The sequence below is a fragment of the Chryseobacterium sp. L12 genome, assembly GCF_056133985.1.
This window is the reverse complement of record NZ_JBVYOF010000001.1, coordinates 70,731-90,188: the sequence shown is the minus strand read 5'-3', so window position 1 is coordinate 90,188 and position 19,458 is coordinate 70,731. Positions and strand designations below refer to the sequence as shown.

Annotated in this window: 20 protein-coding genes; 4 read left to right on the top strand and 16 right to left on the bottom strand. The window is 33.9% G+C overall.

Translation table 11 applies throughout. From position 1 onward, the window contains the following. Positions 1–119 precede the first annotated feature (119 nt). Positions 120–569, top strand: coding sequence for a DUF342 domain-containing protein (locus AC0NBN_RS00445; RefSeq protein WP_160812454.1), 450 nt, complete (start codon positions 120–122; stop codon positions 567–569). Between the two features lie 148 nt (positions 570–717). After that, entirely contained in the window at positions 718–1,227 is a 510-nt protein-coding gene (locus AC0NBN_RS00440) for a ferritin (RefSeq protein ID WP_143884822.1), read from the top strand. Between the two features lie 62 nt (positions 1,228–1,289). Here AC0NBN_RS00440 and AC0NBN_RS00435 read toward each other — a convergent pair whose 3' ends face one another. Then, positions 1,290–4,430 carry a UvrD-helicase domain-containing protein gene (locus AC0NBN_RS00435; RefSeq protein ID WP_160812455.1) on the bottom strand — a complete coding sequence of 1,047 codons (3,141 nt, stop codon included), beginning with the start codon at positions 4,428–4,430 and terminating at the stop codon, positions 1,290–1,292. Positions 4,431–4,612: 182 nt separating this feature from the next. Between AC0NBN_RS00435 and AC0NBN_RS00430 the strand changes: the two genes are divergently transcribed. Then, positions 4,613–5,359 carry a hypothetical protein gene (locus AC0NBN_RS00430; protein ID WP_143884824.1) on the top strand — a complete coding sequence of 249 codons (747 nt, stop codon included), beginning with the start codon at positions 4,613–4,615 and terminating at the stop codon, positions 5,357–5,359. A gap of 34 nt (positions 5,360–5,393) precedes the next feature. Here the strand turns inward: AC0NBN_RS00430 and AC0NBN_RS00425 are convergent, their stop codons facing one another. From AC0NBN_RS00425 to AC0NBN_RS00400, 6 genes are all read right to left on the bottom strand, one after another. Beyond that, positions 5,394–5,906 carry a GNAT family N-acetyltransferase gene (locus tag AC0NBN_RS00425; RefSeq protein ID WP_160812456.1) on the bottom strand — a complete coding sequence of 171 codons (513 nt, stop codon included), beginning with the start codon at positions 5,904–5,906 and terminating at the stop codon, positions 5,394–5,396. Between the two features lie 5 nt (positions 5,907–5,911). Next, on the bottom strand, positions 5,912–6,133 hold the full coding sequence (locus AC0NBN_RS00420) for a PspC family transcriptional regulator (RefSeq protein ID WP_076449725.1): 222 nt from the start codon (positions 6,131–6,133) through the stop codon (positions 5,912–5,914). Further along, a complete protein-coding gene (locus AC0NBN_RS00415; protein ID WP_474466409.1) occupies positions 6,126–6,701 on the bottom strand; it encodes a DUF2851 family protein in 576 nt (191 codons plus the stop codon). Before AC0NBN_RS00415 ends, AC0NBN_RS00420 begins: the two co-directional genes overlap by 8 nt. Next, positions 6,698–7,399, bottom strand: a complete 702-nt coding sequence (locus AC0NBN_RS00410) for a DUF2851 family protein (RefSeq protein ID WP_474466408.1) — start codon at positions 7,397–7,399, stop codon at positions 6,698–6,700. The genes AC0NBN_RS00415 and AC0NBN_RS00410 overlap by 4 nt, the downstream gene beginning before the upstream one ends. A 750-nt stretch (positions 7,400–8,149) precedes the next feature. Next, a complete protein-coding gene (bshA, locus tag AC0NBN_RS00405) occupies positions 8,150–9,295 on the bottom strand; it encodes an N-acetyl-alpha-D-glucosaminyl L-malate synthase BshA (RefSeq protein ID WP_160812457.1) in 1,146 nt (381 codons plus the stop codon). Between the two features lie 16 nt (positions 9,296–9,311). Next, complete coding sequence (locus tag AC0NBN_RS00400) at positions 9,312–11,012, bottom strand: glycoside hydrolase family 3 N-terminal domain-containing protein (RefSeq protein ID WP_160812458.1); 1,701 nt, start codon at positions 11,010–11,012, stop codon at positions 9,312–9,314. A gap of 109 nt (positions 11,013–11,121) precedes the next feature. Between AC0NBN_RS00400 and AC0NBN_RS00395 the strand changes: the two genes are divergently transcribed. After that, positions 11,122–11,664, top strand: coding sequence for a hypothetical protein (locus tag AC0NBN_RS00395; protein ID WP_143884829.1), 543 nt, complete (start codon positions 11,122–11,124; stop codon positions 11,662–11,664). A 76-nt stretch (positions 11,665–11,740) separates the two neighbouring features. Here AC0NBN_RS00395 and AC0NBN_RS00390 read toward each other — a convergent pair whose 3' ends face one another. The 9 genes from AC0NBN_RS00390 to AC0NBN_RS00350 form a co-directional block, all read right to left on the bottom strand. Next, positions 11,741–12,232 (bottom strand): hypothetical protein, encoded by a 492-nt coding sequence (locus AC0NBN_RS00390; RefSeq protein ID WP_160812459.1) that lies wholly within the window; start codon positions 12,230–12,232, stop codon positions 11,741–11,743. 215 nt (positions 12,233–12,447) lie between these two features. Beyond that, on the bottom strand, positions 12,448–13,035 hold the full coding sequence (ribA, locus tag AC0NBN_RS00385; RefSeq protein ID WP_160812460.1) for a GTP cyclohydrolase II: 588 nt from the start codon (positions 13,033–13,035) through the stop codon (positions 12,448–12,450). A gap of 15 nt (positions 13,036–13,050) precedes the next feature. Further along, positions 13,051–13,494 carry a hypothetical protein gene (locus AC0NBN_RS00380; RefSeq protein WP_143884832.1) on the bottom strand — a complete coding sequence of 148 codons (444 nt, stop codon included), beginning with the start codon at positions 13,492–13,494 and terminating at the stop codon, positions 13,051–13,053. Continuing rightward, positions 13,491–14,102 carry a DUF4254 domain-containing protein gene (locus tag AC0NBN_RS00375; RefSeq protein WP_160812461.1) on the bottom strand — a complete coding sequence of 204 codons (612 nt, stop codon included), beginning with the start codon at positions 14,100–14,102 and terminating at the stop codon, positions 13,491–13,493. The genes AC0NBN_RS00380 and AC0NBN_RS00375 overlap by 4 nt, the downstream gene beginning before the upstream one ends. Before the next feature lie 14 nt (positions 14,103–14,116). Beyond that, the gene (locus AC0NBN_RS00370) at positions 14,117–14,329 is read right to left on the bottom strand and encodes a twin-arginine translocase TatA/TatE family subunit (RefSeq protein ID WP_143884834.1); all 213 of its coding nucleotides are present in this window, start codon (positions 14,327–14,329) and stop codon (positions 14,117–14,119) included. A gap of 30 nt (positions 14,330–14,359) precedes the next feature. Continuing rightward, complete coding sequence (locus tag AC0NBN_RS00365; RefSeq protein ID WP_143884835.1) at positions 14,360–15,916, bottom strand: murein hydrolase activator EnvC family protein; 1,557 nt, start codon at positions 15,914–15,916, stop codon at positions 14,360–14,362. Next, on the bottom strand, positions 15,913–16,752 hold the full coding sequence (lolB1, locus tag AC0NBN_RS00360; protein WP_160812462.1) for a lipoprotein insertase outer membrane protein LolB1: 840 nt from the start codon (positions 16,750–16,752) through the stop codon (positions 15,913–15,915). The genes AC0NBN_RS00365 and lolB1 overlap by 4 nt, the downstream gene beginning before the upstream one ends. A gap of 124 nt (positions 16,753–16,876) precedes the next feature. Then, positions 16,877–17,893 carry a sugar phosphate nucleotidyltransferase gene (locus tag AC0NBN_RS00355; RefSeq protein WP_160812463.1) on the bottom strand — a complete coding sequence of 339 codons (1,017 nt, stop codon included), beginning with the start codon at positions 17,891–17,893 and terminating at the stop codon, positions 16,877–16,879. A gap of 32 nt (positions 17,894–17,925) precedes the next feature. Further along, the gene (locus AC0NBN_RS00350; protein ID WP_160812464.1) at positions 17,926–19,380 is read right to left on the bottom strand and encodes an oligosaccharide flippase family protein; all 1,455 of its coding nucleotides are present in this window, start codon (positions 19,378–19,380) and stop codon (positions 17,926–17,928) included. Positions 19,381–19,458 lie beyond the last annotated feature (78 nt).

The window sequence follows — 19,458 nt, the reverse complement described above, 5'->3', positions numbered from 1 at the left end:
AATTCAAATAATATATTAAAAATATGATAATAAAATTTAACTTATTTTATGAATTTAATTTTTAACTTTTTCTAAAAAACTTTATCAAAAAGATATAACAAACAAATAAATCATAACACATGAAAAAATTAGTATTAGCGTTATTTATTGCTACAGGAACTTTAGCCATAGCGCAGACAAAGCAGGATGGAAGAAAATTTAATAAAGAGGAAATGCAGCAAAAGATGCAGATGAAGGAACAGGAAAGAATGGCTGAAATGCAGAAAGAACTGAACCTGAATCAGGCACAAGTAGATAAAATAAAAAATCTTCACGAGAAGCGGAGAGCTGAAATGAAAGCCGAGTTTGAAAAAAACAAAGGAGAAAGACAGGCAAAAATGGAGCGCATGAAAGCGAGACAGCAGCAGATGGACAGTGAGATGAAAAACATTCTTTCTACTGAGCAATACGAAAAGTGGCAGGCTTCCAGAGAAGCAAAAATGAAAGAAAGAAGAGCAATGATGAAAGAAAAAAGAGCCAATAGTGAAAGAAGAATGATGCAGAAACGCCAGTCTGGAACAGCGATGTAATTGAAGAAAAGAGTTTATAATTTTTGATTTTTAATGTTGGAGGGCAGGATTTTTTCCTGTCCTTTTTTGTATTCATTCTAAACCTAAATTTAGGTCAAAACTTTTGATTTTGCCTTTTAATCAGTAATTTTGAATATAAATTTATATTATGGTAAGTGAAAAAATTGCACAGCTCATCAACGAGCAGATTGCTCACGAGCAATACGCAGCACAATATTATCTTTCAATGTCTGCATGGTTTTCAGCAAAAGATCTGGATGGCATTGCCAATTATTTCCGCGTGCAAAGCAAAGAAGAACTCATGCATGCGGACAAAATGTTTGATTATCTGAATGATGTAGGCGGTGAAATTATTTTAGGCGAGATTCCGAAACCTCCGCATAGCTTTGAAAATGCGACCGATATTTTCGAAAAAGCGCTGGAACATGAGAAAAAAGTGACGAGAAGTATTTTCAACATCGTTAAAAACGCCAACGAAGAAGGAGATTTTGCTACAACGTCATTTTTGCAGTGGTTTATCAATGAGCAGGTAGAAGAAGAAGCGAGCGCATCACAATTGGTGACTAAAATCAAAATGGTTTCTGACAACCCTTCTGCTCTGTATCTTTTTGATCAGGAATTGGCAAAAAGAGTTTTTTCTCCTGATGCAACAGCGTAAAAAAATTTAAAAATCTATTTCGGCGGAGCCTTTGGCTCCGCCGAAAATTTAGAATATCATAACTACAAATATATCAGCTTCGTTTTCAAAACTTTCCTGCCAAGTTTTTCAAGAACATTTTTATAAGTCTGAATCTGCCTTTCGTCTTTCTCCGTTGGCTGACCCGTTTTAAAATCTAAAATAACGTAGCCTTCATCATTTTGCAGGATACGGTCGGGACGGTAAATCTGGCTGATTCCGTTTTCAGTAATCATGATGTCTTTTTCATTGATGACTTTCCATTTTTCATCAAAAAATTCAGAATGCTCTGTAATGATTTTCATTAAATCCGAATTAATTTCAGTTTTTTCGTCAAGTGTAATCTGACCTTCCAAAACATAAGCTTCCAAAACTTTATCTATATCTTTTTCAGTATTTATTTTTGACAGCAACTCATGCACAAAAAGTCCGATTCTCACTTTTTCATTTCTTACCTGATAATTTTTTGACGGCGTTGCTATTTTTACGGAATCTGTTTCTTCGTGCTTGTTACGTAGTTTCTGAATATTCTGGGTTTTGAATTCGGAATAAGGATGAGCAATTTGCTTTTTCAGCATTTCAGGAGAAGTTTCGTACAGATCAAACTCATCAAGATCCTGAGGATTTTTAGATTGAACAAATTCCAGAATTTCCAGATTATTGGATGTTTTGTTTTGTTTCTGAAGATAAAAAAACAACTGTTCTACAGGTCTTGTAGTTGCTACGTATTGCAGACACAGCCTGTCAACCAGATTTTTATATGAGTTTTCCAGATTAAATTTTTCGATCCCCTCATCATACGCTTCCAGATTTTTGCTGAACTGATTAATATTAACCGATTTCAAAGCACTTTCTGTGTCAGTCTCAAACCAATTGCTAAATTCAGAGTCCCTGTTTTTGTTCATCATAGGAATAAAAACGACAGGGAATTCAAGTCCTTTTGCTTTATGAATTGTCATGATCTGAATAGCATCAATATTTTCTGATGCCTGAATGGTATGCTTAGAAGCTTCTTCGTCCCAGTATTTCAAAAATTCTTTGGTACTTGCTCCTGCATTTTGGGTAAAATTAAAAAGCATTTCCAAAAAATTCAGGAGAAAATCAGTTTCCTTATTTTCAAAAGAAAATTCGTTGATGTAATATTCTATAAAATTATACAGGTTAAATTTGGGAAATTTATCCTGTCTGAGATGCAGACTGTATTTCTTTTCTATAAAATCAAGAATTTCCTCGTGTGCATCTAAAGAAAGAATTTCTTTCATCCCAAAAGTAAAATCAAGCATCGTAATTCTTCCCAACCTGTTGAGATAAAACATCATCATCATCAGATGCGGTTTGTTTTTGGGATTGGCTTCCCATTTAAGATATTGAACCACCGCTTGTATAGTATCTGATAATTCGAGAGTAAGACCTTTGTCTGAAATGGTTTTAATATTATTTTCTGTTCCGTTGTAAGTAACTTTAAGGTTTCCAAGCTTCTGTGAATATGAAAATATATCAAAATTTCCGCGGCACAGAATAGTGATATCAGAAAATCGAAATCCATTATCCAGACATTCCTGTATATCTTTCTGCATTTTCACTGAAACATCATCATAAAATTCTTCATTGGTTAAATTCTCAACCAAATTCACCTTTACCCTTCCATCAATAGACGATTTGGGGTTTTGTTCTCCATCAGATCCAAAAATCTGCCGATGCTCATCATGAAGATTCTGAGAATGAAAATGATACAATTCATTATTAAATTTCACAATATTTTTTGCGCTGCGCCAGTTATCTTTCAGTACAAGTAAATCTGCCTGCTTTGGAGAAATCTCGGTGTTATTAATAATATCAAGCATCAGTTTACTTTCGCCGCCCCGAAAGCGGTAAATACTCTGTTTGGGATCGCCCACTAAAGTAAAAGAAGTGTTTTCTGTTGAAATACTGTGATCTCTCAACGGAACAAAATTCTGCCATTGCAATTCTGAAGTATCCTGAAACTCATCAAAAAAATAATGCTGAAACTGAGATCCCACCTTTTCATAAATAAATGCAGACGGCTCGTTTTTCAGATTTTCATTGATTAAAATATTAAACTTAGACAATAGAACCAGATCATTTTCACTCTCAATTTGTCTGAGTTGATCCTGAATATCTTTATTCACCTTCAAAGGAAGCAGTGCCGAAAGAATTTTTTCTTTTTTTTGAGTTTCAATGTAGAGTAAAATGAGCTTCATCCGGTTTTCCAGAAGCTGTTCCAGAATTTCTGAAATATCGGCTTCTTTATGTTTTGATTTTGCAGAACAGCCTTTCCTGTATTTTTCTACGACAGATTCTTCGGTTGAGCTTGGAAAGGGAAATCCTATTCTCTTTTTCTCATAAAATTCTACAGCTTTTACAAAAAAACCGCCCAATCCGTTTTTACCCTGTGCAAAATCTTCTATTTCAATATTCCTGTTCTTATAGAGCTGTATGGATTCCAGAGCGAGTGCTAAAGATCTTTTTTTATTATCAGAAATCTCAGTCCGTAAACTGTTTTTGATATTTTCATAATTATGGTCATCAAACTCATTATTATTTTTAAGATGTTCATAATGAATATCTTTCACAAATTCCTTTGCAGAATCGTACAGGCTTTTATTGAGATTGATTCTTTCATTATTATCAAGACTGTAATCTACATAATCCATAAAAGAATCTGAAATTTTATCATTTTCACCAATCTGATCCAGCATTTTATCTACCGCTTCAATCAAAAAAGGTTCTGCATCAATTTCCAGATTAAAATTTTTTGCCAAACCGAGTTCGTAAGAAAAACTGCGTACTAATCTGGAGTTAAAACGGTCTATTGTTCCAATGTTTAATGTGGAATAATTATGAAGAATATAATCCAGAAGTTTTTTTGAGCGATGGTGAAGCTCATCCAGTGTTATCTTTAAACCTTCGTTTTCAAATGCTTTCTGAATGTTTTTAAGATCATTATTATCCGTATAGTTTTCTGCTGTGAATTTTCCTAGCCACGAAAGAATTCTTTCTTTCATTTCGTTGGCAGCCTTATTTGTAAAGGTAAGAGCCAGAATATTTCTGATGATCTGCTGCTGATTGGGATACCTGAGACAAATCATCAACAATCTCTGTACAAGAGCATAGGTTTTCCCTGATCCGGCAGAAGCATTAATGACTGTATAAGAATTTGACATTTCGAACTAAAGGATTTTGTGCAATTTAAATAAAATTTAGCTGATAATTTTAACATTTAAGGCTCAATATTTTAACAGTTATATGCCAACAATCAAAAAAAGTCCTAAATGCCGTTAAGTCTGGTTAAACTTCAATTTAAAATGAAAAATAATTTTAGCTTTGTCTATCAAAACAATAATCTGTGAAAATTAAACTATTTTTTATTCTTCTTTGTTTTTTCGCTTTGAACGCCCAAGCTCAGGAATATATTTTCGGTAAAATTGTGGGTGAACAAAATCTGCAAATCTCTGATGTTACCGTGATCAATATCCGGACTGATGAGAGGGTTTTCAGCAATAAAGACGGGCATTTCATGATTTCCGGAAAAGCAGGAGACATTCTTAGATTTATAAAAATAGGCTTCGACAGACTGGATCATAAAGTCATTCCGGAAAATGCAAAGTCTTCTTTAAATATTAATATGATACGATCTGCAATTTTAATTGAAGAAGTTGAAATCAAAAAAGGCATTACCGGAGATCTAAAGAGTGACGCCAACTCGCTCAATGAATCTAAAAAAGTAGCAAAACTGAAAAAAGATATAGCTCAGTACATCTCTCAAAAGTCAGATCCAAGAATTTTAGCTGCAAGACCCGGGGAATTTGTACAGCCAAAAGGACAGGGTTTCTCTATTGGAAAAGTAAAAAATAAATGGGATGATCTGGATATGACAATCTATATTGTTGCTGCATTGGGAACTCAGTACTTTACTGATTTACAGATTGAGCAGCCGTTTATCCATCATTTCGTGACCTACGTTCTCCAGGGAGGATTTGAAAGAAAAAACATTTTGAAGTACGGTTATATGACTGATGGTGATCTGATGAGATTCCAGAGAGCGGTATTAACCAGAATTATGTCTTATAAAACTCCGCAGGCTCAGAAATAACAATCAACATTGTAATTTTGCAGACGGAAGTATTTTAATGATAAACTACATCATAAATTTCGTCTTTTATCTGCTGAATATTTTCTGGTTTATAATTGGCTAAAAGCCATAGCTGAATATTTTTTTTACCCTCTCCGTAACTGGGCTGAATATACATTTCATCAATAAGACTAAAACCGTTCCGCTGATAAAAGGAAAACCTTCGTCTGGCATTTTCATTCAGGCTTTCCGGCTCTATTTCCAGAATGATTCTCGGGTAGCTTTTTAGTAAAAATGCTGTAATCTGAGACCCCATGTTACGACTTCTGAACTCATCAAAAACTTCAAAATGCTCAACAAAAGTAAATTGGGAAAGTTCCCAGATAATAAGGTAGCCTATATTTTGAGCTTCATCCAAAACAGAGAATACCTTTACTTTGGGATGTACAAATAGCCTCACAAACTGAAACCACTCTCTCCTCTCATCCTCCGGAAAAGTGGAAGAATAAGAATCAAATATTTTTTTGATTCTGTAATCATCAGCCGAAGTAACTTGTAAAAACTCCATCTTTTTTAAAGGTCAAAAACACTTGGTCTTCTTGTTATAAAAATATCTTTTACCCAAAGCGTGAAAGCCAGACCCAGATAGATTAAAAAGAAAAATCCTGCCGTTGCAAATGTGGAATAAATAAAAAATACCCTGAGTTTGGATACAGGAATTCCCAATTTGGCTCCCATTCTGGTAAGAACCCCGAACCATTCGCGCTCCATTTTATGACGAAGATTATCAAACATGATAAGAATCTTTTAAAATTTTAAATCCGATCCCGCAATTTAAGCAATTTTTCACTTCACAAAAATGTTTGTGGTGATAAATCAGGCTTTGGCTTATTAAAGAATGATCAATTTTTAAGCCTAAATTTTTCCATTGCTGCACTATGGAATTTTTTTCTGCCGGAATCCCCGTATAAAAACTAAGAATATGATCTGTAATGCTTTCATTTAGATGTTTTTCATACGTGAATTTTACCGGTAAAACAGCATTAAGAATAACAATCTCAATAAACTCAGACGTCAGAATTTTTGGATGATTTATGGTAGATAATTTTCCGAAACTGAAGTGATTATTCCAATATTCAGAAGCCTGTACATCGCCGAAAATAAGAAGTATCTCATCTATACTTTCAGCCGAAATAATTTTTGAAAATAAATTCTGATGCCTGAAATATAAATCTGCCAACTGTGACAAACGAATCGTAGGAAAATTTGGAGGACGAAGCCTGAGAAATTTCGGAGCAACTGTAATTTCTGGAAGATTATATTTAGCTTTTAAAAAATCAAACTCTCTTTTCCATATTCTCATCGCTCATCTCCAGGATTTTGAAGCCAGCCTGCAATTCCGAAAAACAAGGCCTCCAACTGCGTTTTATTTTGCCTGATTTTATTAACAACCACAAAATCTATGGTTTCCGCCAATTGCTTAAAAACAGCTGCATTTATTTTCAGACCAAAGGCATAAGCCAAGTGCTGAAACAACACTGCTTCATAATTGTTTTTATGAATTTTAAGATCCTGTTCTATCGTTAGAGATTTCTCTTCCAGCCTTCTAAGTAAATTTTCCTCATGGAAGTTTACGGGGATTTTATCAGGACTGAAAATCTTTTCACATGGAATAAATTGATTTTCATCCATCAAATGCTCATATTTTCTGAAGACATTTTCATCCACATAATGTCTGAGTTCAAGTGTGGGAATATTTCTACTTTTATGTTCCTGAATATCTGCATCATTCTGAAAAACAACATGAAGGATAATATTTTTATAATCGGGATTTTGGGAATGCTGATGAAAAATCCAGTCAGAAGACTTGATATGAAGCTCTATATTTCCCACCAGGATTAAGTCATTGATTTTAATTTTTGCCATCAAAAAATCCGGCCCGGAATCTGAGTTCCACTTCCCGTAGTCTATAATTTCAATAGAATTACCATCTATGTCTTTAAAATTATAGTCCGTAAAAATCTTGTAATTCCAGAGGTACTGTAAAAGTTTTTCGTTCATCGGGTGTTTTTGTAATCAACACTAAATTATTAAAACTATTTTATAAGTTCCATTTATTTTTAAAATTATTGCGATTTAATAATTATTGTATTTCTTAAGTAATATCAAAAAGATTAATAGAAATTAAAAACGATATTGATTCCAAATACTTTAAGTTTTGTCGCATTAGCGATTTAGTTTTGCAGAAATAACAAAAAACTTATTCTATGGACATTCAATACATATTTTAAACGCAAAGTTTTATTAAAATAATCTTATATATAAGGAGCAAAGTTGAATCAACAGTTTGATTTGATGAAGCAATATTTTCACGTTTTGCGAAGCAATTGATTGCCTTTGCAACTTAAAATAAAACATTTTGAAAGTAAATCTTTGCGTGAAAATTTACAACAAACTTATTACAGGAAAATTTCACGCATATTTAACGCAAAGTTTTATCAAAATAATCTTATATACAAGGAGCAAAATTGAATCAACAGGTTGATTTGATGAAGCTATATTTGACTTTGCGAAACAATTGATTGCCTTTGCATCTTAAAATAAAACATTTTCAAAATAAATCTTTGCGTGAAAAAATCTTAAACCAATAAAGAACATGGGTGAATTATACATTAAAAAAATCATTTATATTTGAAAAATTCAAAAATAAACTATTAAAAAAACACGGTTATGAAACCCACAGCAAAAGCAGTGGATTATTTGTTCTAAAAATTTCAATTCTGGATAAATTTACATCCAATACAAATATTGCTACAAAGCAAGCGCTCCTCTGAACTTTTCGATTGTTGCTTTATACATTTGCTCGTAAATCGGGAGAATATTTTTAAGGTCAAATTTTATTGCCTGTTCTTTAGCATTCAGTTTCATTTGGGCTAAAAGCTCGTCATTGCTCAGCAATTTAATACAGTAATTACTCATGGCTTCCACGTTTCCTATTTCAGCCAGATAACCTGTTTCACCCTGAATATTAACTTCAGGAATCCCTCCTGCATTCGAACTGATTACCGGGGTATTTGCCGCCATAGCTTCCAAAGCCGCCAAACCAAAGCTTTCCTGCTCAGACGGAAGCAGAAACACATCTGAAAGCTGCAAAATCCTATACAGATCATTGACTTTCCCTAAGAGTCTTATTTTTGAAATCAAGTGCGGATTTTCTTCCAGAAATTGGTTTACTTTTTCCATTTCAGGACCTTCACCAATGATAATCAGCTTAGACTTAACTTTCTTTTCAACATTTTTAAAAATATTCAGAACTTCTTCTACCCTTTTTACCGGACGGAGATTGGAAACATGGATAAGGATTTTTTCATCCGGACCAGCGAATTGTGTTCGCTGACATTCATTAATTACATTAAATTCAGAATTATCAATAAAATTGGTAATCACCTGAATTTCTTTTTTAATATTAAAAAACTGCAGTGTGTCTTTTTTAAGACTTTCAGAAACCGATGTAATGGCATCCGATTGATTGATTGAAAATTCCACCGCATGTTTATAGCTTGGATGCTGACCTACCAAAGTTATATCTGTTCCGTGAAGTGTAGTTACCAGAGGAATATCATTTCCGTCTTCTTTCAGCATCTGCTTTGCAGTGAAAGCAGCATACGCATAAGGAATTGCGTAATGGGCATGAAGCAGATCCAGCTTATAAAGATTCACAACGCGGTAAATCATGGAGCTCAGCGCAATATCATAAGGCTGATATTGAAAAAGCGGATATGTCTGTACATTTACTTTATGAAAAAAAATATTAGGATTGGTAATATCTAATCTTGCCGGAAGTGCCGAACTGATAAAGTGTACCTCATACCCTTTATTAGCTAGAGACATCCCGAGTTCTGTAGCTACAATTCCGCTTCCACCGTAAGTCGGGTAGCAAAGTATTCCTATTTTCATTTTTCTTTTTTATTATTTATTTTGAACAGGATTTTAAGTCCATTCCCATTCCGGCTTTTAAACTTTCATTAACCAAAACAGGTAGCCTTCCTGATATTTTTGTTTTACCATTAAGTGCATCGGCAGTTGCATTCATAGAATCTTCATTATTTTCGTATGAAACGAGAACCGTAGACGTTTTAGAAAGATTAATGTCTTTCAAAGCATACGCACTTCCAAACACATTTAAAATAACATTTTGATTTTTCTCTAACTGTGTAAGCAGTTTTTTAGATTCTGCTGAGATTTTATACGGTTTATATGCCGTAGAATTATCTTTGTGAAAACCAACAATTACCGTAGAATTTGCAGGAATGGAAGATATTTCTGAAGCTTTCTTAATAATAATATTTGAATTTACATTTAGTCTATCAGCAAAAGTTTGATAAGGAGCTTCTTCCAATGGAATGTAATAGTAAGTATTTTCATGCTTTAGAGGAAGCAGCTTCTTTTCGTCTTTTAATAAAGTTAAAGCATTTGAATAAAGATTCTGAACCAGCTTTTTGTGGAAATCGTTATTGAGATCATGGTTAATATTTTCAGGATTTCTTGGTATGTATTCATTTAACCCTAAAAAATATTTGGTGAGCAATATCTTTTTCACACTTTCCTCTACTCTGTTCTGAGAAATTTCTCCAATATCTATCGCTTTCTGAATGAGTTTTTTGCCTTCTGCGACCCCCTGAGAAAACAGCATAATATCGTTGCCCGCTTTAAAAGCCAAAGCATCTAATTCTCCAGGTTTGTATTTATTAGCCACCGCGCCCATATTGAGAGCATCAGTAATAATCAAACCTTTATAATCCAATTTTTCTTTTAATAGCCCTGTGATAATTTTTTTAGAAACAGATGCAGGAATACCTTTTTCGGGTTCAAGACTCGGAACATACAAGTGAGCCACCATGACGCCCCCGATTCCTTTATTCATCAATGATTTAAATGGAGCCAGCTCTACTTTGTTTAATCTGTCTAGATCATGCGAAACTACAGGCAGATCCAGATGAGAATCTGTGCTGGTATCGCCATGCCCTGGGAAATGTTTGATAGCGGCAAGAATATGATGATCCTGTAGACCATTGGCATAAGACAGTGCAGATTTGGTAACATTGGAAACCTCAGATCCGAAACTTCGGTTTCCGATAATAGGATTATTCGGATTGGTATTTACATCTACAACAGGAGCAAAATCCCAGTTGATGCCCATTCTTTTACAGTCTTCTGCTATTTTGGCTGCCATTTCGTAGATCAGCTCTTTATCCTGAATGGCTCCTAAAGTCATTGCCCATGGGAATTTATGTGCTTTTGCAATTCTTTGATAAAGCCCCCATTCGGCATCCATTCCGATCATGAGCGGAACTTTTGATTTTTGCTGAAATTCATTCACCAAAGTAATTTCCTTTGCTGCATCATCCTGCATTAAAATTAAACCTCCTATCTTATCATTCAGAACAATATTTCTTACCTGATTGATATGATCATCACCTTTATTGGTATACAAAGCAACAATAAAAAGCTGCCCTAGTTTTTCTTCCTGCGAAAGGCTGTTATAGGTTTGGTTTACCCAATCCTGAGCTTTTCTCAAATCTGCTTTAGACAGGTTTTTAGGCTGATATTGAGCCGAAACCGTTGAAGTGAAAATGATCATCACCGAAAGGCAGCTAAAAACAAATTTCCTCATGAGATTTTGAATATGAACAAAAATACAATTAAAAAAAAGATCAGTACTAAAGTTTTTATAATTTTTGGTATATGTTTTGATCTCATTTAATTAATTTAAAACTTTTTTAATGAAAAAACTATTTCCAATAGCCGCACTTGCATTTTCAAGTCTTTTCATCTTCAGTTGTGATAATGGGAACGATGAGGTTGCAGTTGTTGACAATACAGTATACGCACAAGTAAAGGATGTTACCGGAACATTTAGTTCATCTAATGGTTATAAACTAACTCAAGGACTAAGTATATCCAATACAACAGTAGTCTTAGTTTACAGAAATGTAGGCGCATCTAATAACCCTATTTGGCAATTAATTCCTAAGACTTTTTATTTGGATGATAATCTTGCCTTTCCAGCAAACAGAGAATTAGATTATAATTTTGATTTTACTACGGGAGATGTAGAAATTAGAACAGAAGCAAATTTTGATCAGGCAACTCAAATGACTAATGTTGAAACGTCAAGCTTTCTTGTAAATCAGACTTTTAGAATTGTTTTAATTCCAGGTATTGCTGGTAAAACTTCAAATCCTGTAAATCATGATGATTACAATGCCGTGATAAAATATTATAACATTAATGATTCCAATGTTACTAAAACAAAACTCAATTAAGAATCTTTTCAAATTTTTATAATGAAAAAGCTCCGGATGAATAATTATCCGGAGCTTTAATATTTTGAATAGCTTTTTATTCTAAAACAATTTTATTCGGATAAAAAGAAAACTTACCTGTAAAATATTTATATCCGGCACAGCTATAGGTTTTAATATTATTGAGCGTTGGTTTTTTCTTAGGTATATTTAGCTCATCAAAGCCAGCATCGCTAAAAACCAAAGTTTCACCTTTTCTATATCGGTCTATTTTAAGGTAATATTTTTTTTTACTATTTTTTTTAATGAACTTAGGAATGATAATGGAATTTGAATTCATTATTTTCGATACTGTTTTGCACTGATTATTTTTATAAATCATCAAATCGTTTTCGTCATCTAAACCTTCAACAGATTGTTGAAAATACAATACCTCCGGCGTACTCTCCTCAAATTCGTCCTTATAATTAAAATTATCTAGAGCAGGAAATTCAATCATTACATTAGAATCTGTATCATTCTTAATGGTTAAGATAAGCAGAGAGTCCTTCTTATTGATTACAGGATAGATCTTAATTTCATTATGCAAAGTTTTTCACATGAAACTAAAGTTAAAATTAAAAATATGACAATTGTTTTCATTAAAATTTAAACGATTTTATTAGAGGCTGAAGCAATTTATCTAAAATAAGGTAAACTATAAAAAAATAATCATGGAATTACTCTACTAATTTTTAAAGTTAAAAGACCTGTAATAATAAAAAAGCTCCGGATTACTATGTAATTTGGAGCTTTTAATTTGTTTCAGTCATCTAAAAAGTGACCGAAAAAGGTTTTCTTCGTCTGCAGATAACTCCGGCTTATATCGTTTGCCGGAATCTGAAGAGGAATTCTTGAGTTGAGATTAATGTTACTCTCTTCTACAAACTTCACTTTTTCAGGATTATTGGTTAAAAGATTAACATCCTTAATATTAAGCTGATTGAGAATTTCAATAGCAATCCAAAAGTTTCGATCATCGGCTGGAAGTCCCAATTCGAGATTTGCCTGTACTGTATCTAATCCTTTTTCCTGTAGCGAATACGCCTTGAGTTTGTTGATAATCCCTATATTTCGTCCTTCCTGACGAAGATAAATGATTACCCCGCCATTTTCATGCATAAATTTCATTGCTGAATCAAGCTGCTGACCGCATTCGCATTTTTTAGAATGAAAGACTTCTCCTGTTATACATTCCGAATGAAAACGAACATTAACGGGCTTTGAAAAATCTGTAGTTTCGGAAACTATCGCCAAGTGAGGCATCCAGTCATTTTCATCTTCCGAAAAGGCTATCATCCGGAAATTACCGTGCTCCGTAGGAACATTAGCTTCCGCCTGAATTTTGATCATTGAATATAATTGTGTTTATTTTTTTCCGTTTACAGAATCTTCGATAACGGAGATATTGGTCTTAAGTCTTACCAGATATCGGTTTAATACCTCGTCATCATCTTTTTTAAGGAATCTTCTAAGCTTTTGAATGCTTTTGTAAGATTTTTCTAAGTTTTTTATTGCCTTGCTCTTTCCTGAAACATTTCCAGATTCCACAGCATACAGATAGTTCTGCAATGTATATTTCAACACCGTAACCTCTTCGTTTAAGGCTGAATTGGAAAATCTGGGAAATGAAGAAATAAGATTGGTAATTTCAGAAGCATTTATATTTTCAGTAATATTAATCCCTACTCCTTTAGAGCCTTCCGAATTACTTCCTGATGCACTATCTGAAAGAGGTGACAGATTAAGCTTTTCGGTGGCACATGAAGTAATAAATACTGAAATTATTCCGACAATAAAAAGTCTTTTCATTTTTGCTCCTTTTGATAAAGGATTGGGTTAAGACTTTCATCATTGTACATTTTCATCTGTTTGTACACCTTCATCTTAACATCACCGTTTTCTATATCTTTCAGCAGCTGATCTATTGAAACTGACAGGTCTTCTTTTTGGGAAAGCAGAACATCCAGTTTTTCCTGACATTTTATTCTATGTTCTTCACTTGCAGTTTCTCGATTTGCTTCCAAAGCCATATGAAAAACTTTAAGCGATAAAATAGACAACCTGTCTACAGCCCATGCAGGCGTTTCAGTATTGATTTTAGCATCTTTTTTAGGATGTACATCTTTATAATGATCCAAAAACCAACCATCTATAAACTCTACCAAATCTGTTCTTTTCTGATTGGAAGCATCAATCATTCTCTTCAGCTGAAGCGCCTCCACAGGATTGATATTCTCATCTCTGATAATATCTTCTAAATGCCACTGAACGGTATCAATCCAGTTTTTAGCATACAAAATCCGTTCCAAACTTCCTTCCGGAAAAGGATTGGTTATTGATGTTTCTATATTGTCTAAAATATGATAGTCTTCAACTGATAGATTGAAGACTTTCCAGGCAGTATCCGAAAAATTCATTTAATAAAAGAATTTTAATTACTGTTTGTTGTTGTACTCGAAGAGGTATTTTCCGTTTTTGATTCCGGTTTTTCGTCCTCTTTTATTGCATCTTTAAATTCTTTGATCCCGGATCCCATTCCTCTCATCATTTCCGGAATTTTTTTACCTCCGAAAAGAATCAGTAAAAGTACCGCAACGATAAGAATATGCTGCCAAGATAAAGCTAATATTGTTAATGTATGCATCGCTATATTTTTTACAAAGTTAATCTTTTTTTAATATGTAACCCAACCTAATGGATCTACTGCATTATTTCCGTTCCAAATCTGGAAATCTAAAGTATATGTACCGTCAAAATCTTCAGCGACAGTTCCTACTATGGTTCCTGCAGACACCTGCTGATTTTTAGAAACAGTATTGTCTTTTAAGTTTGAGTAAATCGTAAAATAATCACCATGTTTTACCATTACCGTCTTTGTGCCATCAGCAGAAGGAATTACCTGTGCTACGGTTCCGGGAAAAACAGCCCTTGCAGAAGTTCCTTTTGACACTGCTATTTTAATCCCATTATTTTCTTCCCAGATAGATTTGAAAACAGGGTGTTGCTGTCTTCCGAATCTGTGGGTAATTGTTCCTGATACCGGCATTGCTATTCTCCCTTTATTGGCAGCAAAATTGTTTCCGGCAGCAGTTGACACCCCAAAATTGGTCATTGCTTTTGTCTCTGCTGCTTTTTTCTCAGCATCTTTTTTCTTCGCCAGATCAGATTCCGCAGCTTTAGCCGCAATCAGCTTATCATTTGCTTCTTTTGACTTCAATGCGGCTTCATCTGACGCTTTTTTGGCAGCCAGCTTTCTGGCCTCATCTTTAGCTGTAGCTTCATTTCTTGCCGCATCTTCATTTCTTTTTCTTTCTTCTTCTGCTCTTTTAGCGGCCAAATCAGCTGCTTTTTTTGCTTCTGCCTCAGCAAGCTTTCTTTCTCTTTCTAATGCTTCTGCTTTTGCTTTATTCTCTGCATCAATTCTTGCTTTCTCCCGCTCTGCAGCAAGCCTTGCCAAACGTATCTTTTCTGCTTCAGCCTTCTTTCGGCTTTCTTCTTCAGCTTTTGCAATTCTGATTTCTTCAGCAATAATAGATCTTATTTTTCCTTCCAGAGCTTTAGACTGAGCCTGCTTCTGCTTCAGTTCGGCAGTTAGCTTATTTTCATTTTTCTTAAACTCATTCACCAATTGCTCTTTCTGCTGTCTCTCAACATTGATCGTTGTAAGATCTTTTTGTTGATTAACCAGCAAAACCTCCTTCTCTACTGCTGATTTTTTCTTTTGCTCAACAGATTTTTTGAGTTCTTGTGCTGCGGTAGTAATTTCTGCCGCTTTTTTATCCTGATACTCAGAATATTCCTTTAAATACTGTACTCTTCTGAGCGCTTCTCCCAGACTTTTTGATGAAAGAATAAAGGTAACTTTATTCTGCACTCCTTTGTTTTTGTAAGCATTTACCAAAACCTGAGCATAATTTTTTCTCAGAACAGCCAGCTCCCGGTTTTGCCTGTTTATTTCTAACTGACGAAGATAAATTTCATCTTCAATGAATCTTTTTTCTTTCTGTGTATTATTGTAAACTTTTTCTCTTAGTGCTAATTTCTGATTAACATTATTAAGATATGATAGTGATAATTTTGATTCATTTCTGGTTTTCGCCAGTTCTGAATTTATCTGGGCGATCTGTTTTTTCAGATCTGCATTCTGCTTTTGCAATTGCTCCTTATTTTGCTGACCAAACTGCAATCCGAACGTCAAAATGCCTATTAAAATGCTAATTCTTTTAATCATTTAATATCAATTTTCTTATAGCTGCCCGGAACGGAATAAGGTGTCTCCATTCTGGAAAATTCAAATTTCGTATTTTCCAGTAAAATCTGACTTGATTTTGATCCTTTTATAATTATTTTAACATTTTTCGGAAGCTTTACTTCATTCGGAAAGGTCTCCCAGTTTTCATATACGATTTCAATTGCATCATTGGATTTCACATCATTCAATTTGACCCAATATAAATTAAAATCATCTGTGTACTGCATTTCCATTTTATATTCTCTTACAACATCATTCGTTACTATTTTCTGATTGGCAATAGAAGTAAGCTGATAACCCAGAGAGTTTTTCACAATATTGGAATTACTGTTGGTAATATGCATAAAAGTGCGTCCCATCAGTATTTTTTCCAAAGTTTTGTAATCAATAAAATTTACATTCAGAAGGTTGTTGAGATAATCAAAATCAGAATCAATATAATTTTTGTTGTATCTGTCAATTGCCTTAATTCCTTCAGGTGTTATCAAAGCTCTTGCAGCAGGAAATACGAGAAAACTAATGTTTGACCATATTTTTTTATCATTCTCTATATAGATGGTTGCGTCAAGTGGACTTACCCTTAACTGATCTGCCGTGATTTTACTATTGATCTTTACCGATTCAAATTTTGGATGAATAAAAATTTTCTCGTAAAAAGTAAGTCTGTCCTGAATATTCTTTGCGTCTTTAGGCAGGTTTTGATCGGTTGATATTTGAGTACTGTCGGTTTCTGAGGAGTTCTGAGTCAATCCCTTTTTAGACTTGCACGAAAGTACCGTTAATATTATAATGAGTAAAAGAGTCCATTTTTTCATAAGAAACATTTTTTAACCTGATTCAAAACTTGCATTATACTCAGATTCAATGATTTTTTTGCAATATTAACGCCAAACCACACAAAATAGTATTGTGTGGTTTTTAGACATCATTTATTTTAGTTTATTTAGATAAAAAATCCAGAACCGAGAAGTCTCCTAAAGAAATTTCTCTGGCTACTCCAAAGTACTGCGCTGAACTTCCGATCATTGAGTTGGAAAGATTCCCGTGATCAATCACTGTTTTCTCCTGAATTAAAGAATTGTCAATATTCGAATTAATTACTTTTGTTCCTTTACCCAAAGAAACATAAGGACCAATTTTCGAGTTTGAAATTTCAACTCCCTCTCCTATATAACACGGCTGAATGATCAAAGAATTCTGAATATTTGCCGACTCAGGATATTGTGTAAAAAGATTTTTCTCATATTCCAGAATCTTACCATTGGTTTCTACAGTTGCGTTTTTATTTCCGCAATCCATCCAATCATCTACTTTTCCTAAAGAAAACTTGGCATCTTTTTGACGAAGGTTTTCCAATGCTGTTGTCAACTGATATTCTCCACTTACTTTGATATCGTTATCCATGATATAATTAATTTCAGCCATCAGTTTTTCCGCAGAATTGAAATAATAAATCCCGATAATGGCAAGATCAGAAACAAAAGTCTGCGGTTTTTCGATAAAATCTGTAATAAAACCATAATCATCCAACTTCACAACACCGAAAGCAGAAGGATCATCTACTTTCTTTACCCAGATTACACCGTCTGCATTGGTATCCAAAGTAAAATCTGCTCTGAAAAGCGTATCTGCAAACGCAATTACCACATTCCCCTGCATAGATTGTTCTGCACATTTTATAGCATGCGCTGTTCCCAAAGCTTCGTTTTGCACATAAATACTCGCTTTTGCTCCTAAATTTTCTGCAATTTTAATCAGAGAGCTTTCAACTTCAGCTCCAAAATCTCCGATAATAAAAGCAACTTCATCAATTTTCTCTCCCGCTACCTTAGCAATATCTTCTACCAGTCTCTGCACAATAGGTTTTCCTGCAATTGGAATCAGCGGCTTAGGAACAGTTAAAGTATGTGGTCTTAGTCGGGAGCCTTTCCCCGCCATAGGAACGATTATTCTCATATGCTTATTTTTTTTATAGTTAATTTAATAGTTTAATTTTTCCTGAGTATTTTATTAATCATCAATCTTTCATTGTAAGCTAAAAAGGCTATGAACAAAAGAAACAATCCGTTTCCTACAAAATAGTTTTCTCTGAAATAGTAGAACGAGATCATTGAAATGACAACAGATAATGATAAATAAATAAGTATTTTCTTGATATTATAATGAATAGGATATTGTATTTTTCCCCAAATATATGAAATAATCATCATGCTTGAATAAGTAATTAAAGTGGCAAATGCACTTGCCCAATAACCGTATTTCGGAATGAAAATAAAGTTGATGAGAATTGTAATTGCCGCACCAATTAAGGAAATATACAGTCCTACTCTGGTTTGGTCAGAAAGTTTGTACCAAATTGAAAGATTCAGATAAATTCCTAAAAACAATGCACCCAACATTACAAAAGGAATAATTTCAATACCTTCATAGTACAAAGGGTTTTTTAAGTATTTTTCTGATATCCATTGCAGATTCACCATCAGCCCGATATAGATCAGGCAGTTGCAGATTACAAAAACATCCATCAGAACAGCATAGGTTTTATGATTGTTTTTATCTTTGAAACTTGAGAAAAAATAAGGCTCAATTCCCAGTTGATAAGCCTGTCTAAAAACTGTGATGAAGGTTGCGATTTTATACACCGCTCCGTATACTCCTATCTGATGCTTAGCCTCTTCTTTCGGTAGTAAAAACTTAAGGAACTGCCGATCTAAGGTTTGATTAACGATTCCTGCCAAACCAGCAATCATTACCGGCCATGAATAATTCATAATTCTTTTCCAGAGCTTAAAATCAAATTTTCTGAAACTGAAATTCACAAATTCTTTTCCTACAATTGCTAATGTAATAATACTCTGCACCAAATTGGCAATGAATACATATCCTACCCCTATTTCAGGATCGTATTTTATTCCTAAAATTCCATTAGGATAATTTGGTAGCCATTCTATGAAGAAAACAACAAGAAAATAGTAAACCAAAGAACCGATGACTTTTGATAACATATACAAAATCGGCTTTCCTTCAAGCCTTAAAACAGCAGAAGGAATCGTTGAAAATGCGTCAAAGGAAAGAATAAAAAGGAAAATCACCAGATAATTGACCTGATCGGGCGTTTCAAAAGCATTTGCCAGATCCTGCCTGAAAACATACCCTAAAATAAGGTATATGAAACCTGCTGTAAGAATACTCATTGCGCAGGTAGATACAAGCGTTTTTTTATCAATCTTATCTTCTTGAGCAAAACGGAAAAAGGAAGTTTCCATTCCGTGAGTAAGAAAAACCGTAATCACCCCTGCAACAGAATACCAGTCTACAAACGGAGAGGATGCAGCCGGACCGTATGCATTGGTAACAATCGGAGCAATTAAAAACGGGAAAACCCTTATCAAAACTGAGCTTAAACCATATACAGCGGTCTGTCCGAATAATTTCTTATACAAAACTTGTTTTTTAAAATGCAAATGTAAATATTAGAATTCACAATTTTCTGATTGATGTCTTAAAAATAACTTCTGAAA

Coding starts and splice junctions, on each gene's coding strand:
- AC0NBN_RS00445 (WP_160812454.1), top strand. CDS start 120: ATGAAAAAATTAGTATTAGCGTTATTTATTGCTACAGGAACTTTAGCC.
- AC0NBN_RS00440 (WP_143884822.1), top strand. CDS start 718: ATGGTAAGTGAAAAAATTGCACAGCTCATCAACGAGCAGATTGCTCAC.
- AC0NBN_RS00435 (WP_160812455.1), bottom strand. CDS start 4,430: ATGTCAAATTCTTATACAGTCATTAATGCTTCTGCCGGATCAGGGAAA.
- AC0NBN_RS00425 (WP_160812456.1), bottom strand. CDS start 5,906: ATGGAGTTTTTACAAGTTACTTCGGCTGATGATTACAGAATCAAAAAA.
- AC0NBN_RS00420 (WP_076449725.1), bottom strand. CDS start 6,133: ATGTTTGATAATCTTCGTCATAAAATGGAGCGCGAATGGTTCGGGGTT.
- AC0NBN_RS00415 (WP_474466409.1), bottom strand. CDS start 6,701: ATGAGAATATGGAAAAGAGAGTTTGATTTTTTAAAAGCTAAATATAAT.
- AC0NBN_RS00410 (WP_474466408.1), bottom strand. CDS start 7,399: ATGAACGAAAAACTTTTACAGTACCTCTGGAATTACAAGATTTTTACG.
- bshA (WP_160812457.1), bottom strand. CDS start 9,295: ATGAAAATAGGAATACTTTGCTACCCGACTTACGGTGGAAGCGGAATT.
- AC0NBN_RS00400 (WP_160812458.1), bottom strand. CDS start 11,012: ATGAGGAAATTTGTTTTTAGCTGCCTTTCGGTGATGATCATTTTCACT.
- AC0NBN_RS00395 (WP_143884829.1), top strand. CDS start 11,122: ATGAAAAAACTATTTCCAATAGCCGCACTTGCATTTTCAAGTCTTTTC.
- ribA (WP_160812460.1), bottom strand. CDS start 13,035: ATGATCAAAATTCAGGCGGAAGCTAATGTTCCTACGGAGCACGGTAAT.
- AC0NBN_RS00380 (WP_143884832.1), bottom strand. CDS start 13,494: ATGAAAAGACTTTTTATTGTCGGAATAATTTCAGTATTTATTACTTCA.
- AC0NBN_RS00375 (WP_160812461.1), bottom strand. CDS start 14,102: ATGAATTTTTCGGATACTGCCTGGAAAGTCTTCAATCTATCAGTTGAA.
- AC0NBN_RS00370 (WP_143884834.1), bottom strand. CDS start 14,329: ATGCATACATTAACAATATTAGCTTTATCTTGGCAGCATATTCTTATC.
- AC0NBN_RS00365 (WP_143884835.1), bottom strand. CDS start 15,916: ATGATTAAAAGAATTAGCATTTTAATAGGCATTTTGACGTTCGGATTG.
- lolB1 (WP_160812462.1), bottom strand. CDS start 16,752: ATGAAAAAATGGACTCTTTTACTCATTATAATATTAACGGTACTTTCG.
- AC0NBN_RS00355 (WP_160812463.1), bottom strand. CDS start 17,893: ATGAGAATAATCGTTCCTATGGCGGGGAAAGGCTCCCGACTAAGACCA.